A 15,807-nucleotide genomic window follows, 5' to 3' on the forward strand; every position below is an offset into this window, starting at 1 on the left:
GCCACTCTACTTACCGCACCGGCTTCGGGGTCCGAGCGTTCGGATCGGCACCCGACGGCATCTGCGCTCCGTTGTTCGGAACGTCGGGCCGCGGCGCGTTGGCCGAACCACGAATCTGCTGGTCCGGAGGTGCGTTGGTGCAATAGTTGTACTTCGGGAACGAACCGTCGGTCACGACACTCGGTGCGACCGGCGCGTGCGAGTACTGGCAGAACGGGCGCGGCCAGATATCGAGGATCGTATAGAACTCTCCGTCGTGGGCCGGCACCCCCATGGCCGAACTACCGACGACCAGCGACGGGAACAGCGCCCGCAGCGCCGGCAGCCGCAGCTGCGCCGCCTTGGTGACAGCCACGAAGTTGGTCGCCAGGCTGGTGATCGGATCGGTGGTCTCGTCCAGCGTCGCGCCCAGCGACTTCATCTGCGCCGGGGCCTGGTCCAGCACCTTGCGGAGTTCGTCGTTGGCGTTGTTGAACTGGATGAACAACGTCGACGAGTTCTGGGTCAGGGTGCTCAGATCCGGCTGCGCGTTCGACGTGGTAGCCGCGATGGTGCGCAGGCTGGTGAGCAGATTGGTGGTCTGCGGCAGCAGATTGTCCAGACCGGCCGTCACCAGGCTCAGCGCATCGACCATGTCGCGCAGCTGATCCGGTCCGCCGCTGAGCGCGGTGTCGAATTCGGTGAGGATCGTGCTGAACCGGTCCGGGTCGATCTGATCGAAGAACCCGCTGGCGTTCTCCAGCACCGCCGACACCGGGGTCGGGGTCTGCACCTTCTGCGGATCGAACGGGATCACCGAGCCGTCGGTGAGGTACGGACCCTTGTCGGTTTCGGGCTGGAAGTCGATGTACTGCTCACCGGCGGCCGAAAGGGCGTGCACGACGACCTGGGTGGCCTTCGGGATCTTGTACCGGGTGTCGATCTGGGCCTCGGCCGCGATCGAGGCGCCCCGATCCGCCAGCTTGATCGAGTTCACCTTCCCGACGCGGAATCCGCGCAGGGTCACGTCGTTACCCGGTTGCAGACCGCCGGAGCGGTCGAGTGCGACCGTCACCGTGTAGGTACTGCGCAGCGGATTGATCCGCATGACGTCCACCGCCAGGTACGTCGCGCCCACGACGAACGCGATCACCAGTCCGATCGTGGACAGCAGCAGTTTGTGTCGCAGCAGCCAGCTCATCGGTGGCCCCCTGTCACTCGGCCGTAGACGATCTGCAGCACCTGGATCAAACTGCCCGCCATGTCCTGCAGATCGCGCAGATCCCAGAACTTGCTGTGCGGCGGGTCGGTGAGCAGGCCGACGTCGAGCTGGGTCAGCGTCGCGGCGACGGCGAGGGTGTTGCCCTTGAACGAGGCGTCGACCTTCGGCCGGATCTCGTGCAGGGCGTCCAGCGCCGGGCCGAGGTCGTTGCCGGCACGCGAGAGCGCGTCCATCAGCTTGTGCACATTCTCGAGCAGGCTCGCCAGCTGATCATGGCTGGTCTCGGCGTAGTCGCCGAGCGCCGCGCTGGTGGTGGAGATCTTGCCGAGCAGATCGCCGATCTGCTTGTTGTTCTCCGCGATGGCGCCGATCATCTGCGGCAGCGAATCCGCCACCTGACCCAACTGGTCGTGGTTGGCCTCGATGGTGTTGGTCAGCGCGTCGAAGCCGTTGAGCGTGCTGTCGATGCGATCGCTGTTGGCGTGCAGCGTGGTGACCACACTCGTCATCTGCTTGATCAGGCTCGCGAGCTGCTCGGGCCGGCCGCCGACCACCGAATCCAGTTCCGAGGTCAGCTTGGTCAGCGCGGCCACGCCGCCGCCGTTGAACAGCATCGAGACCGAGAGCAGCAGTTCCTCGACGGTGGCGCCGGCCGAGGTGTGGTCGATGCCGATGGTGTCGCCGTCCTTCAGCATCGGCGTGGTCTCGTCGGACTTCGGCTTCGACAACGCCACGAACACATCGCCCAGCGGAGTGGCCTGGCGCAGTTCGGCGGTGGACTCGCGCGGCAGGGTGATGTCCTTGCGCACGTTCATGTCGACGATGGCCTGGTAGTTCTTGGTCGAGATGTGGGTGACCACACCGACATCGGAACCACCGATCTTGACCTTGGCCTGATCGGGCAGGTTGAGCGCGTTGGCGAAAATCGCGTGCAGGGTATAGGTCTCACCGGACTGCCCCGGTTTGGGCAGCGGCAGACTCTCCACGGTCAGACCGCAGCCGGAGGCCGCGACGGCCGCCGAGACGCCGAGGGCCAGCCAGGTGCGCCGCAGGCGCGTCGATGCCGTCATTTCGTCAGTCCCAACAGTGCGGCGGACAACCCGAGGTCGGGTCCGAAATCCTCGATCTTGCCGGTCCGGCAGCCGTCGGCCTTCATCTGAATGCGTTCACAGAACAGGCTGACGACCTCACCGGACAGTGCGGTGCCGAGCACCGCGTGCAGGCGGACGAAGCCGCGGTTGCGGTCCATCGAACGGTCCAGGTTCTGCAGCAGCAGCGGCGCCACGTCGACGGTCTCGATCACACCGGCCGCGTTCTGCCGCAGCTGGTCGGTGACCTTGGTGAGCCCGGTGAGGCTCTCCGACAGCTGGCTCTGGTACTGGCTGAAGACGCCGCTGGTGTTGGCCAGGAAGTCGTTGAGCTGGTCCAGCGTGGCCTGCAGACCGGGCGCCTGCTCGGCCAGCAGCGACGACATCTGGGTGACCTTGTTGCTGAAGTCGCGCACCGACTGGTCGTTGTCGGCCAGCATCGCGGTCAGCTCGTTGAGCTTGATGATGATGGTCGAGATGGCGTCCTTGTTGTCGACGCCGACCTTCAACGCCCCCGACAGCGCGTTGAGCGTGTCGCGGATCCGTTCACCCTGGCCGTTGACCATGTCGTAGAGCAGCGTGCCCGACAGCGGGCCCTGGGTCTGGCCGGGCGCCGGCTTCAGCGCGGCGGTGAACTGGTCGATGGTCTTGATCATCGTGTCCAGTTCGACCGGGGTGCGGGTCTGCTGCACCGTGAGGTGCGTGTTGTCCGCCAGCTTGGGCCCGCCGGTGTAGCGCGGGGTGAGTTCGATGTGCCGGTTGGTCACGATCGAGGGCGACACGATCGCCGCCGTCACATTCTTCGGGATGTCCACATCGTGGTTCACCGTCATGTGCACCTCGACGTACTCACCCTTGGGGATGATCTTGTCGACCTTGCCGACCTCGAGGCCCAGCACGGTGATCGGATTGCCCTCGAATACGCCGGCGATATTGCGGAAGTCGGCGGTGATGTGAGTCGAACCGCCGACTGCGTTCTGCACCGAACCACAGCTGCCGGCCACCAGCACCACGGCACCGATCGCGACCGTTCTGGTAGCGCGGGCCAGCCATTTGTTCAGCATCATCCCTGGCACCCCTCGATCACTCGCGCGAAGCACAACCAGTTGTCCGGGAACAGCCACGGCACACCGACCTCACCGTAGGGGCCGTTGCCGAACACGTTGTTGAACTGCCGCAGCGACGCGGGCATGATCGTCAACAGTTTGTCCAGGTTGTCCTTGTTCTTCTGCAGACCCTGGGCCATCGTGTTCAGCTGCTCGATGGTCGGGCCGAGCTGGTTGTTGTTCTCCGCGCCGATCTGCTGCAGCTGCTTGGTCAGGGTCGCGGTGTTGTTCAGCAGTTGCTTGAGCAGCTCCTGGCGTTCCATCACCCGGCCGGCAATGGCCTCACCCTGGGTGATCACCAGCAGCACGCTGTTGCGGTTGTCGCCGAGGATCCGGGTGACCTTGTCCAGATCCTTCAGCAGACCGTCGACCTGGTCGCGCCGATCGTTGATGGTCTTGGCGAGCGCGCCGACGCTGTCGAGCGCCTGCGCGGTCAGCTGCGGCGAACCGTCGATCTGGTCGCCCAGCACCTTCAGCGATTCGGCCAGCTTCTCGGTGTCGAGCGCCTCGAACTTCGGGGTGCCGATCTGCACCACATCGGCCAGGTCGTAGGGAACCTTGGTGTTGGACTTGTGAATCCGGTTGCCCGGCAAGCCTTTCCCGTTGCCCGGGTCGAGATCGACAAAGCGCGCGCCCAGCAGCGTGGCCATCTTGATGGAGGCGCGGGCATCGGGGCCGAGCTTCACGTCGTTGTTCACGTGCAGGGTGATCAGCACGTGGTCACCCTCGAGCTTCGCCCCGGCGACCGTGCCCACCGGCACACCGGCGACGTTCACCTTGTCACCGGTCTGGACGCCGGCGGTCTGCACGAACTCCGCCTGCACGTCCTTGGTGCCGACGCCCAGCTTCTTGTAACCGCTCGAGACCACCAGCAGCACCACGATGAGGACGGCGCCGATGACGCCGAGCCAGAAGAAGCGGTTGCCCTGGAAGCGATTCTTGATTCGCGTACCGAATGTCGTCATGGGCGGCACACCGCCGAGTGGTTGGGTCCACCGATCTGGCTGACCAGACCGCGCGGCAACAGCACCCCGTACAGCGAGATGTCCAGCGTGCACAGGTAGGCGTTGGCATAGGCGCCGTCGGAGGTGAACTTACCGACATCGGCCAGAATGCCCGGCAGGTCGATCGCGGCCTGATCCAGTTTGGCGCCGTTGTTGATCAGCATGGTCAGCGCGTCGGTGGACGAGTTCTGCGCGGCCGTGATCTTCGGCTGGACCTGGTCGACCATGTTCACCAGGGAGCTGGTGGCACTCGCGATCTGGACGGTCGACGCCTGCAGGGACTGTCCCTGCTCGTAGAGCCCGCCGATCAGCGCGCGGGTCTGGGTCACCAGAGTCTCCAATTCGTCACCTCGTTTCGCCAGTCCCGACATCACGCCCGACAGTTTGGTGATCACGTCGGCCAGGATGACGTCACGTCGCTGGAAGTCACCGGCCACTGCGGCGGCCTGGGTGATGAACGAGCTCAGCGAGACACCGTCGCCCTGCAACGCCTGGATGAAGGTGTTGGTCAGGTCGTTGACCTGCTGGGGCTGCAGGGTTTCGAACAGCGGCTGAAAACCGTTGAGCAGACCGGAGATATCGAACGAGGGTTCGGTGCGGTCGACCGGGATGGTCGCGTTGTTGCGCAGCGCCGAATTGTCGCCCTTGTTGCCCGGCGCCAGCGCCACATAGCGCTGGCCGATCAGGTTTTGGTATCGGACAAGGGCTTTGGTGTTGCCGTACACGGTCTGATCGGTCTGCACGATGAACGACACCTTGGCCTGGTGCTGTCCCTCGACCTCGATCTTGGTGACCTTGCCGACGCGCACGCCGGCCATCCGGACGTCGTCGCCCTCACGCAGGCCCAGCACATCGGTGAAGATCGCCGAGTAGCTGTGGGTGGAGCCGTTCACGGTGCGCGCCAGCGTATTCCAGATGACCACGGTCACCAGGACCGAGACGATGGCGAAGATACCGAACCCGATCAGCGGTTTGCGAATTCCTCTCATCAGCTGGCACCGCTTTCGGAAACTTGCAAGGTTCCACCCCTCAGGATCGAGCTCAGCAGCAGATATTCGGCAGTCGTCGGATCCCGGCCGAGCAGCGCGCTCATCGCGTCACGTCCGGTGTAGTAGGCGATCGGCCCCGCGGTGGGCTTCTGCCCGTCCGCGGCCGGAGCAGCGGCCGGAGCCGGCTGCGGCGCGGGGGCCGCGGGCGCACCCGGCAGGCCGGGCAGCTGCGGGAACAGACCTTCCAGCGGAGTTCCGGCGAACGGGTTGCCCGGCTTGGGCGCCTGCTGCGGCGCGGCCGTCTGCGCGGTGTCACCGGTGGTGACGCCCGGGATGGCGGGCAGGCCCGGCATCGGCGGCAGCTTCGGCAGTCCCTGCGACGCGTCCAGCGTGCGCGGCTTCAGGGCCGGCGTCGGCGGGCCGATATCGGCGACCACCGGGGCGGTGCCACAGCTCGGCGCCGCCATATCGCCGTAGCGCGGGCAGTCGGAGCGGTCGTACGGCTTGTACGGCGTGAAGGTCAGCCCCGCGTTCCAGATCATCTGCTGCTGCGGACCCCAGTGGAAGGTCGTGCTCAGCTTGCGGACCGACGTGTTCAGGTTCGCGATGGCCTGCGGGATCGCGTCGGGGTCCTCGGTGAGCGCACCGAACATGTCGCCGGTGCCCGAGGTCAGCTGCTTGCCGACGTCGGGGTTGCGGGCGAACAGGTTGTTGACCTTGTCGATGGTCGCCGAGGTGCCGGTGATGAGGCCGGCCAGTTCGCTGCGCTTGTCGGCGATGGTCTGCGCGGTCTTGACCGATTCCGAGAGCGTCGTCATCAGATCCGGCGCGGACTGGTTGAGCGCGTGGAACGAGGCGGAGAAATCGTTCAGCGTGCCCTCCGGATTCGGCACCGCGGCCCGGACCTGGGTGAACCAGTTGTCGAGGCGCTCCACGGTGGAACCCGGGACCCGGCCGCTGCCGTCCAGCGCATAGGACAGGGTGCTCAGCACCCGGCCCAGCTGCATGGGGTCGATCTTGTTCAGGATCGTGCGGACCGTGGTGAGCGTGTCCTGCAGCGCGATGGTGCCCTGGCTGTGGTCCTCGGCGATCTGTGAACCGGCCTTCAGGGAGGCGTTGTCGGGACCGTTGTAGACCAGTTCGACCGAGGTGACGGCGAACAGGTTGCTGGGGACGACGCGGGCGGTGACATTGGCCGGGATATCGGAGATGTAGTCCGGCTTCATGTTGATGTGCACCCGCTGCAGCTCGCCCTTGGCGGCCACCGACACTTCCTCGACCGCGCCGACCAGCACGCCGCGGAACTTCACGTCGGCCTGGGCGGGCAGTCCGTCACCGGTGGTGGTCAGGTTGGCGGTGACCTCCACCTTGGGGTTCAGGATGTAGCCCTTGTAGCGGGCCATCAACAGGGTCAGCGCCGCGGCGATGACGACGATTCCGCAGACGCCCGCGATGAGCAGCTGCCGCATCGTCGGTCCGCGGCCACTCGGATCGATGATCATTTCTCGCCCCCTATCCCGAGATCCTGATGCCCGGGTTCACGCCCCAGATCGCCAGCGTCATGAACAGGTCGGCGAAGACGACCGCGATGATGCAGAGCTTGATCGCCCGGCCCGCGGCCACACCGACGCCCTCGGGACCGCCCGAGGCGAAGAAGCCGTAGTAGCACTGGATGAAGGTCGTGATCGCCACGAAGAGAATGGCTTTCAGCAACGACCACAGCACGTCGTGCGGTACCAGGAATTGATAGAAGTAGTGCTGGAAGGTGCCCGAAGCCGTGCCGCCGATGAATCCGACCGTGATGGAACACGACAGGTAGGCGACCGGCAGCGCCAGGCAGTACAGGGGCACGATCGCGATCATCGCGGCGATCATCCGGGTGCTGACCAGATAGGGCAGCGGCCGGATCGCCTGCGACTCCAGCGCGTCGATCTCCTCGGCGATGCGCATCGAACCCAGCTGGGCGGTGAAGCGGCAGCCGGCCTGTGCTGCGAAGGCGAGGGTGGCGAGCATGGGCCCGAGCTCACGGGTGGTCGCGAAGGCGGAGATCGCACCGGTCAGCGGGCTCAAGCCGAGCAGGTTCAGCGAGGTGTAGCCCTGGATGGCGACGGTCATACCGCCGAAGGCACTGAGGATCAGGACCACGCCGATGGTGCCACCACCGACGATCAGACTGCCGTTACCCCAGGTGACGTCGGAGAGCAGCCGCCAGACTTCCTTCGGATAGTGCTTGAGCGCCAACGGCATCGAGCCGATCGAGCGCAGGAAGAAGAAGACCTGGTGACCGACCCGTGCGAGCCAGTCTCGCGGAGCGCCGGCGGAGCTGCGGATCCGCTGCAGAGGCCGCAGTAGCGGCGGAACATAAGTTGACGACACCGGCTCAAACCATCTGTGGGGGGAACAGGGCGTTGTAGATCTGCGTGATGATCAGATTCGTGCCGAACAGCATCAGCGCGGACAACACCACGGCGGTGTTGACCGAGTTCGCGACACCACCCGGGCCGCCGCGGGTGTTCAAGCCCGAATCACACGCGATGATCGCGGCCAGCAGGCCGAAGATCAGGGATTTGATCAACGCCACCAGCAAATCGCTGGTCACCGCGAACGACGCGAACGTGCCGATATAGGAGCCGGGGGTGCCGTTCTGGGCGAAGATGTTGAAGATGTAGCCGGTCAGGAAGCCGACGAAGATCACGAAGCCGCACAGCAGCACCGATACCAGCATGGCGGCGCCGAGCCGGGGAGCCACGAGCCGGCGCATCGGGTCGACGCCCATGACCTTCATGGCATCGATTTCCTCGCGGATGGTGCGGGAACCGAGGTCCGCGCAGATCGCCGAGCCGACGGCGCCGGCGATCATCAGGGAGGTGACCAGCGGCGCGCCCTGCTGAATGATGCCCAGCCCGTTGGCCGCGCCGATGAACGAGGTGGCGCCGACCTGCTGCGCGACCGAACCCACCTGAATGGAGACGATGACGCCGATCGGAATTGCGACCAGCAAGGTGGGCGCGGCGGCCACGCTGGCCATGAATGCGCACTGCCGGACGAATTCACCGAACGGGAAGCGCCGGCGGAAGATGGCGACGAACAGTTCCGCGACCGCGGAGAAGCCCATCGTGATCTGTCGTCCGAAGGTCTCGAGGGACCGCTTGGGGTGATCCTGCCAGTACGCCTTCGTCCAGTCCGCCGCGGCACTCATTCTCGATGGTGAACTAATTGCCCCCGACCCGTCCGGACCGTTGGTGACTTGCACTGGCTACCCCTCTCGACGCCGGTTACCCGCCCCGACGACTGTTTCGCTTGAGGCACCTTACTACGGAGTTAGGAAAAACACAGCACAAAGTGTGGCTGCGGTCATAGACCCAGATCACGTTGGTTCCCGGCCTGTGATCGGGCCCACCGGACTGGTATCGATCACAATGAACACGACCATTTCCTAGAACAGGTTCTAGTTTCCTGATCGAATGTCCAACTCGAGATCCGATACCCCTTTTATCGGATTGAAATTCTCGTTATTAAGATTTGCCCCGAATACTGACGAAAGCCTATAGCGAGTGCCCGCGAAACAGCGGTCGTCGTGAGCAGGTGTCGCATCTCGTCGGCCTCGTACGCGTCGTCGCGCGGCCACGGCATCGATCCAGCAAACTGCATGGCCATACCGGGCGCACTCGGGCCCGAGAACTGCAAGGATGTAGTACGACAAGGCTGATATCGTGCGGACTTCCGACGTCTGGAGGGAAATGTTCAACAAACTCGTCAGGGCGGCTCATGCCGCCTTCGCCGTTGCTCTGGGCGCGGCGCTGCTCGGGACGGGCGCGGGGGTCGCGCAAGCCGGTCCCGGATCGCCGGTTATCGGCGGCGGCTCCGGAATCATCATCGACAACCAGTTCGAGTGCACCATCACGACCATCGGCCACGACGCCGGAGGCCGCCTGGTCGGCCTGACCGCCGGTCACTGCGGCGAGGCGGGTTCGGAGGTGTGGTCCGAGCAGGACCGCGGCGCCGGCGTGATCGGACATTTCGTCTACTCCAATCACGACCTGGACTATGCGGTCATCCAATTCGATCCGGGCCACGTCACTCCGGTCAATCGGATCGGCAACGTGACGATCACCAACGTCGGGGCACCGGCCCAGTTCCCCGCCATCGTCTGCAAGGAAGGCCGGACCACCGGTAACACGTGCGGCCTGGCCTTCGGCGACGTCTTCCAGACCGACGAGACGTGGGCCGAGATGTGTGTCGTCGAGGGCGACTCCGGCGCCCCCGTCGTGATCGGCACCACCCTGGTCGGCATGGTGAACGCCTACCTGGCGGTGGCCTGCTTCGGCCCCGAGGTGGGTACCAACATGTCGGCGATCGTCAACGACATGAATGGACGCGGTGGCGTGGGGGCGGGCTACGCGCCGATCTGATCGGCGGCACGACAACCCTTGTAACGGGCGGCGATTCGGGTATGACATCCGAGTCGCCGCCCGTTTTCCGTGTCCGGGGCGGGGCCGGCCGCGTGGCGCGGATCGGGTCGGCCGCCGCGGGGTCCGGTTATGGTGAGGTTTGCCGGCCCGAAAGGAGCACTCCGTGAAGGTGACGAGCGCGATCACAGGTTGGGCCGTCGCGGCCGGGGCCGTAGTGTGCGGGGCCACCGGCACCGCCTCGGCAACCACCGTGCACTGTGATGCCGACCGTAACCGCGATATCACGATCATCGCCGGTACCACGGCATGCCGTGCGACGGGCGACGATTCCGGTCATGCCCGGTCGGCGGGAATCGACGGTGTCGGCTATGCCCAGGCAACCACGGGTGCGATCGCCCTCGGCTTGGGCGCCGGCGGCGGAATCGGGGCCAGCGAGGGCGCGGCCGGACTGCCGGTCGCGGTCGGGATGGGGCCCGACGCCTTCGCCTTCACCTCCCTCGCTCCGGAGCCCGTTCCCGGCCGGATCGGGCTCTCCTTCGCGATGAACGGTTCACAGGCGCAGGTGGTTTCAGGTGAGCGCAGCGCGGTCTGCCTCGGCTCGGCGGCGCTGGCCTGGGATTCGCGCACCGGCGCGATCTGTCTCGCGACGCCGTTCGGGTTGTGGCAGGTCCCGGCCGCGCACTGAGCACGGTTCAGGAGCTCACCTACCCTGGCAGGTGGACGTAACGACGCCGCGACGATGCGGCGGCAGGAGGTCGGCACAGGTGGATTCGGCACATTCGCGGCAGGCAGCCGAGGTGGAAGCGGCGCAGGTGGCGGGGGCCGCCGATACCGACGACGCACCGCAGATGGTCATCGACCCACGATTCGTGCCGGTCGTGCACCATTTCTTCCGGCTGTTCCCCCGGCCCAACCGGGGCGGCGGCGCGTTCGCGGTCTTCCTGCACGGGCGGCCCGTCGTCGATGTGTGGGCGGGCTGGTCGGCGCCGGATCAGCGCTGGCAATCCGACACGGTGGCCTTGAGTTTCTCCACCGGTAAGGGTGTGGTCACCACGGTGCTGCATCGGATCGCCGAACGCGGACTGGTCGATTACGACGCTCCGGTGGCCGAATACTGGCCGGAATTCGCCGCGAACGGCAAACAGGACATCACCGTTCGCGAGGTGCTCTCCCATCGCGCGGGACTGCACAAGGTGCGCGGCCTGGCGACCGATCCCGACGGCATTCTCGACTACGACGCGATGATCGCGGCGCTGGCGGCCGCCGAACCGGATCCGCGGCGGTTACAGGGGTCGGGATATCACGCGGTGACCTTCGGCTGGCTGGTCGCCGAAATCGTGCAGCGGGCGACCGGCGAGCCGTTCACCGAGGTGTTGCGACGCGAAATCGCCGAACCGCTGCAGACCGAGGAGTTCTGGTACCGGGTCCCCGAGTCCGAGCGGTACCGCATCGCCCGCACCTTCCCGCGGTTGCGTATTCCCGGGCTGCGCTGGGATACCGCCTCGAAGGTGATCTCCCGCAGCCGCACGGTCGGTGCGATCGCCGAGGCCGGGATGCCGGCCGGCTTCGATGTACTGGTGGGCGATCCGCGCGTGCACGACGCGGTGATGCCCGGCTTCAACGGGGTGTTCTCCGCTCGTGCCCTGGCCCGGATGTACGGCGCCCTGGCGAACGAGGGCCGGGTGCTGCTGCCGGACCGAACCTGGAGCGAACCGCTGCTGCGCCCGGAAACCATCGAGAACATCAATCATGTGCAGCGCAGCGAACATCGCGACTACGTCATCGGCGTACCCGTGCCGTTCACACTGGGATATCACCGGCCGCCGATCGCCTCGCGGCGCCCGCTGCGCCGGGCGTTCGGCCACTACGGCGTGGGGGGTTCCGGTGCGTTCGCCGATCCGGAATCGGGCATGTCGGTCGCCTTCGTCACCAATCGCCTGGGTAATTCGCTGAACACGATCGGCGACGGGCGGCTGGCTCGATTGGCCGCAGAGGCCCGCGCGGCACTCGGCTGACGGGGGCGCGGACGGCATCGAACCCGGGCCGTGGCTGCTTCGTGTGCTGGGTATGCGCGCAGCAACAGCAGGCCGGCATCGCACTCCGCAGATTTCCGGCGAACGGGCCGTACCCCGGCAACCGCGGTGGGTCGCGGCGCACGCGCTGGCGGCCGGAATCGATTTCGATCGGTACTTCCGGCTGCGCCGCGCGCGCGACGGCGATCCGTTTCTGGTCCGCTTCCCGGGATTCGGCGCGGTATTGTTCACGGGGACACCGGGTGGCACGAAGGAATTTCTCCGCTCGCCGATCGGAATTCTGCATCCGCCGCAACCGAATCCCATTGAACCGCTTATCGGTTCGGCCTCATTGATACTCGCTCGTGATCAGCGTCATCGCAGTGATCGCACGGTACTGACGCCCGCATTTCATCGCGCCCGAATTGCGCAGTACGGCACGGTAATTCGGGACAGCACCCGCGACGAAATCGCCGGCGCCGGCGCCGGTCCCGCATGGCTGCCGGGAACGGTGATCGATGCGCGGGTGGCGGCGCGGGCGCTGACGTTGCGGGTGATCCTCACGCTGATCTTCGGCGCCGACGATCCGCGCCGCCGCGACATCTACACCGCCGCGGTCGGCGACTTCCTCACCGCCTTCACCGGACCGCTGATGCTGGTTCCCGCGTTGCGGCACAGCGCATTCGGCTTGTCGCCGTGGGACCGGTTCGCGCGGGCGCGCACCCGGCTGGACGCATTGCTGGACGCCGATATCGCCGCGCGGCGGGAGACAGGCACGCCCGGTGACGGTGCGCTCGGCGTGCTGTCGACCGCTCGCTACGAGGACGGCGGCGGGGTGAGCGATGCCGATCTGCGCGAACAACTGCGCACGCTGTTGGTGGCCGGTCACGAGACCACGGCCACGAGTCTGGTGTGGGCGCTGTTCCGGTTGCACCGCGACCCCGGCGCGCTGGCTCGGTTGCGCGCCGAAGTGAGTGCCGCGGGACCCGACGCCGATCCCGAGGAGCTGGCCGGTCTGCCGTATCTGAATGCGGTGTGCCAGGAGACTTTGCGACTGCATCCGCCGGTGCCGATCGTGCTGCGGCGGCTCACCGGACCACACACGGTATGCGGGGTGGAGTTGGCCGAGGGGGACACGATGGGTGTCGCGATCCCGCTCGTGCACTCCGATCCCGGCACCTGGGACGAGCCCGAGCGGTTCCGGCCGGAGCGGTTCCTGGACCGCCGCTACGGACCGTTCGAATACCTGCCCTACGGCGGCGGCCATCGCCGCTGTCTCGGCGCCACCCTGGCCGACTACGAGTTGCGAATCGCGCTCGCCACCATCGTGAGTCGCGTCGAGTTGTCACTGCTCCCGCGCTATCGTCATGGCCGAATTCCGCGCTCGGTGCCGCACAACATCGCGACCGGTCCGCATCGCGGGATCCGCTTCACGGTGGAGGGAATCCGCCACCACTGAAGTGATTTGCCTCACAATGAGGTTTGCTGGGTATCGACTCGGCTCTCATCCCCCCGCCCGGACCTCGAACCCGACTCGCCGATGCGAACGGGACTTTCACCCTGTCACCACTGCGCCACTCGCCCATGGTGACTGATCACACAGGTGTGGTGCGGACTTCATAACTGGCGGAACGCAATTGGCCGATGCCCGCGAGAGATGTAGTAATGGATGCCGGGCCGGGGCCTGATAGACCGTTCGCGCACAGGCGCGCGAATATTCCTGTGCGCCGTGGCGCGCGATCTAGGTGGGAGAGGACGTAACGGCTGTGCGCACCACAACCTGTCGGAAGCCCGTTCGGGACGAGACCAGCCTGTCCAAACGGACCGGCCTGTTAGCCCTCGCGGCAACCTCCCTGGCGGTGACCGCCGCCGGTGCCATCGCCATGGCGCCCGCCTCGGCAGCGCCGCTGTGGCCCGGTGGGCCCGATGTTCCCGGCGCTCCGGCCGTCGTGCAGGCGCCGCAGCCCGAACCCGGTGCCGCGCCGGTGAAGAACCCGCCGCCGCTGCCGCAGGCGAACTTCGCCGCGCCGAGCATCAGCCCCGGCGATGGCGACGTGGTCGGCGTCGCCCAGCCCATCATCATCAACTTCAAGGATCCGGTCGGCGACCACGCCGCGGCCGAGAAGGCCATCCGGATCACCTCCAGCAATGCCACCCACGGCCACTTCTACTGGCGCGGTGACAAGCAGGTGCGGTGGCGGCCGGAGGAGTTCTGGCCCGCCAACTCCGACATCACCGTCGAGGCCGGCGGCACCAAGGTCGCCTACAAGGTGGGCGACGCGGTCGTCGCCACCGCCGACGACGCGACCCACACGATCACCGTCACCCGCAACGGCGAGGTCATCAAGACCATGCCGACCTCGATGGGCAAGAAGGATCATGAAACCCCCAACGGCACCTACTACGTCGGGGAGAAGAACCGGAAGATGATCATGGACTCCTCGACCTACGGGGTCCCGATCACCGATCCGCAGGGCTACAAGCTCGAGGTCGAGTACGCGACCCGGCTGTCCAACAGCGGCATCTTCGTCCACGCCGCCCCGTGGTCGCTCGCCCAGCAGGGTGTGTCCGACTCCAGCCACGGCTGCCTGAACGTCAGCACCGAGGACGCCCAGTGGTTCTTCGAGAACGCGCAGAAGGGCGATCCCGTAGTGGTGACGAACTCCACCGGAAACCTCAGCGCCGGTGACGGTATGGGCGACTGGAGCTAGACTCCTCCGCCTCTCCGCCTCTCCGCGTGTTTCGCGGGCCGTGAGTGCCTTGCCGGGCATTGCCGTGTCCGGGTGGTGACGGCGAGCTCGGGGTTTGGCGGAAATGGCGGCCGTCGCGGTGTCGGACTTCTAGGATCTGCTCATGCCCGGGGTGTCCGAGAATGATCATCCGACGCCCGGTCGAGAGTTCAGGGGTTCGGTGCCTGGGGTTCTCCGGGCGTTCGCTGGGGGCAGACAGACTGCGGTGGTGCGGAGCCGGCCGGAGCGAGTATTGCCGCAGAACCGGGGGCGGCGGCGGCCGTGGGGGGATTACGGGCTGTTCTTCGTGCTGGTGGTGCCGAATCTGGTGCTGCTCGGGCTGTTCGTCTACCGGCCGCTGATCGACAACATCCGGCTCTCGTTCACCGACTGGAATCTCGCCGAACCCTTCGCGCACTTCGTCGGAGTGCGCAACTACCGCGAGTGGTGGACGCGGGCGGACACCTGGCAGATCGTCGGCAATACCGTGATCTTCACCGTCTTCGCGGTCGGCGGCAGTATGGTGCTCGGTCTCGCGCTGGCCCTGCTGCTCGATCGGAAATTGTTCGGCCGCAACGTGGTTCGCTCGGTGATCTTCGCCCCGTTCGTGATCTCCGGCGCGGCCATCGGGGTGGCGTTCCAGTTCATCTTCGATCCGGGCTTCGGCCTGGTGCAGGATCTGCTGCACCGCATCGGCATCACGAATGTGCCGGATTTCTATCAGGAACCGCACTGGGCGCTGTTCATGGTGACGGTGACCTACATCTGGAAGAACCTGGGCTACACCTTCGTCATCTACCTGGCCGCGCTGCAGGGTGTGCAGCGCGACCTGTTGGAAGCGGCCGCGATCGACGGCGCCGGGCGATGGACCACCTTCACCCGCGTCCTGCTGCCGCAGTTGCGGCCCACCACGTTCTTCCTGTCGATCACGGTCATGCTGAATTCGCTGCAGGTATTCGACATCATCAACGTGATGACCCGCGGCGGGCCGCTGGGCACCGGTACGACGACCATGGTCTATCAGGTCTACCAGGAAAGCTTCCGCAACTTCCGCGCCGGATACGGTGCCACGGTCGCGACGATCATGTTCGTGGTGCTGCTGATCATCACGCTGGTCCAGGTGCGAGTGATGGATCGAGACGAATGACGAGCACGACGGTAGCGCCGGCCGCCCGTAGCCGGCAGCGGAAACGCCTGCTGGCCAACGTTTTCGGCTACGCGGCGATGGTGTGTGTGCTGATCGTCGTCGGGGTGCCGCTGTTCTGG

Annotated in this window: 14 protein-coding genes; 6 read left to right on the top strand and 8 right to left on the bottom strand. The window is 66.2% G+C overall.

Going from position 1 to position 15,807, the window contains the following annotated elements:
* Positions 1-10 precede the first annotated feature (10 nt).
* From RJ03_RS27065 to RJ03_RS27100, 8 genes are read right to left on the bottom strand one after another with little or no spacing between them, the layout of a single operon-like run.
* Positions 11-1,180, bottom strand: a complete 1,170-nt coding sequence (locus tag RJ03_RS27065; RefSeq protein WP_036507346.1) for an MlaD family protein — start codon at positions 1,178-1,180, stop codon at positions 11-13.
* Positions 1,177-2,271, bottom strand: a complete 1,095-nt coding sequence (locus RJ03_RS27070) for an MCE family protein (RefSeq protein ID WP_036507349.1) — start codon at positions 2,269-2,271, stop codon at positions 1,177-1,179. Before RJ03_RS27070 ends, RJ03_RS27065 begins: the two co-directional genes overlap by 4 nt.
* Complete coding sequence (locus tag RJ03_RS27075) at positions 2,268-3,356, bottom strand: MCE family protein (protein WP_036507351.1); 1,089 nt, start codon at positions 3,354-3,356, stop codon at positions 2,268-2,270. The genes RJ03_RS27070 and RJ03_RS27075 overlap by 4 nt, the downstream gene beginning before the upstream one ends.
* Positions 3,353-4,360 carry an MCE family protein gene (locus RJ03_RS27080; protein ID WP_036507355.1) on the bottom strand — a complete coding sequence of 336 codons (1,008 nt, stop codon included), beginning with the start codon at positions 4,358-4,360 and terminating at the stop codon, positions 3,353-3,355. Before RJ03_RS27080 ends, RJ03_RS27075 begins: the two co-directional genes overlap by 4 nt.
* Positions 4,357-5,388, bottom strand: coding sequence for an MCE family protein (locus RJ03_RS27085; RefSeq protein WP_036507359.1), 1,032 nt, complete (start codon positions 5,386-5,388; stop codon positions 4,357-4,359). The genes RJ03_RS27080 and RJ03_RS27085 overlap by 4 nt, the downstream gene beginning before the upstream one ends.
* Entirely contained in the window at positions 5,388-6,890 is a 1,503-nt protein-coding gene (locus RJ03_RS27090) for an MlaD family protein (RefSeq protein WP_036507361.1), read from the bottom strand. The genes RJ03_RS27085 and RJ03_RS27090 overlap by 1 nt, the downstream gene beginning before the upstream one ends.
* 10 nt (positions 6,891-6,900) lie before the next feature.
* Complete coding sequence (locus RJ03_RS27095) at positions 6,901-7,764, bottom strand: ABC transporter permease (RefSeq protein ID WP_030514081.1); 864 nt, start codon at positions 7,762-7,764, stop codon at positions 6,901-6,903.
* A gap of 4 nt (positions 7,765-7,768) precedes the next feature.
* Complete coding sequence (locus tag RJ03_RS27100; RefSeq protein ID WP_030514080.1) at positions 7,769-8,587, bottom strand: MlaE family ABC transporter permease; 819 nt, start codon at positions 8,585-8,587, stop codon at positions 7,769-7,771.
* Positions 8,588-9,128: 541 nt separating this feature from the next.
* Here RJ03_RS27100 and RJ03_RS27105 point away from each other — a divergent pair.
* The 6 genes from RJ03_RS27105 to RJ03_RS27130 all read left to right on the top strand — a co-directional run bounded on the left by RJ03_RS27105 (position 9,129) and on the right by RJ03_RS27130 (position 15,688).
* Entirely contained in the window at positions 9,129-9,800 is a 672-nt protein-coding gene (locus RJ03_RS27105) for a chymotrypsin family serine protease (protein WP_036507365.1), read from the top strand.
* Positions 9,801-9,963: 163 nt separating this feature from the next.
* A complete protein-coding gene (locus RJ03_RS27110) occupies positions 9,964-10,485 on the top strand; it encodes a DUF6764 family protein (RefSeq protein ID WP_036507382.1) in 522 nt (173 codons plus the stop codon).
* 163 nt (positions 10,486-10,648) lie between these two features.
* Positions 10,649-11,815 carry a serine hydrolase domain-containing protein gene (locus tag RJ03_RS27115; RefSeq protein ID WP_086007321.1) on the top strand — a complete coding sequence of 389 codons (1,167 nt, stop codon included), beginning with the start codon at positions 10,649-10,651 and terminating at the stop codon, positions 11,813-11,815.
* A 52-nt stretch (positions 11,816-11,867) separates the two neighbouring features.
* Positions 11,868-13,271 (top strand): cytochrome P450, encoded by a 1,404-nt coding sequence (locus tag RJ03_RS27120; RefSeq protein ID WP_083871361.1) that lies wholly within the window; start codon positions 11,868-11,870, stop codon positions 13,269-13,271.
* A gap of 352 nt (positions 13,272-13,623) precedes the next feature.
* Positions 13,624-14,523, top strand: a complete 900-nt coding sequence (locus tag RJ03_RS27125; protein WP_036507388.1) for a L,D-transpeptidase — start codon at positions 13,624-13,626, stop codon at positions 14,521-14,523.
* Positions 14,524-14,722: 199 nt separating this feature from the next.
* A complete protein-coding gene (locus RJ03_RS27130) occupies positions 14,723-15,688 on the top strand; it encodes a carbohydrate ABC transporter permease (RefSeq protein ID WP_371507118.1) in 966 nt (321 codons plus the stop codon).
* Positions 15,689-15,807 lie beyond the last annotated feature (119 nt).

The organism is Nocardia aobensis NBRC 100429 (genome assembly GCF_000308375.1).
Lineage (GTDB): Bacteria > Actinomycetota > Actinomycetes > Mycobacteriales > Mycobacteriaceae > Nocardia > Nocardia aobensis.

Excerpts from the sequence above, each read along its gene's own strand:
- RJ03_RS27065 (WP_036507346.1), bottom strand. The coding sequence starts at position 1,180 with ATGAGCTGGCTGCTGCGACACAAACTGCTGCTGTCCACGATCGGACTG.
- RJ03_RS27070 (WP_036507349.1), bottom strand. The coding sequence starts at position 2,271 with ATGACGGCATCGACGCGCCTGCGGCGCACCTGGCTGGCCCTCGGCGTC.
- RJ03_RS27075 (WP_036507351.1), bottom strand. The coding sequence starts at position 3,356 with ATGATGCTGAACAAATGGCTGGCCCGCGCTACCAGAACGGTCGCGATC.
- RJ03_RS27080 (WP_036507355.1), bottom strand. The coding sequence starts at position 4,360 with ATGACGACATTCGGTACGCGAATCAAGAATCGCTTCCAGGGCAACCGC.
- RJ03_RS27085 (WP_036507359.1), bottom strand. The coding sequence starts at position 5,388 with ATGAGAGGAATTCGCAAACCGCTGATCGGGTTCGGTATCTTCGCCATC.
- RJ03_RS27090 (WP_036507361.1), bottom strand. The coding sequence starts at position 6,890 with ATGATCATCGATCCGAGTGGCCGCGGACCGACGATGCGGCAGCTGCTC.
- RJ03_RS27100 (WP_030514080.1), bottom strand. The coding sequence starts at position 8,587 with ATGAGTGCCGCGGCGGACTGGACGAAGGCGTACTGGCAGGATCACCCC.
- RJ03_RS27105 (WP_036507365.1), top strand. The coding sequence starts at position 9,129 with ATGTTCAACAAACTCGTCAGGGCGGCTCATGCCGCCTTCGCCGTTGCT.
- RJ03_RS27115 (WP_086007321.1), top strand. The coding sequence starts at position 10,649 with ATGGTCATCGACCCACGATTCGTGCCGGTCGTGCACCATTTCTTCCGG.
- RJ03_RS27120 (WP_083871361.1), top strand. The coding sequence starts at position 11,868 with ATGCGCGCAGCAACAGCAGGCCGGCATCGCACTCCGCAGATTTCCGGC.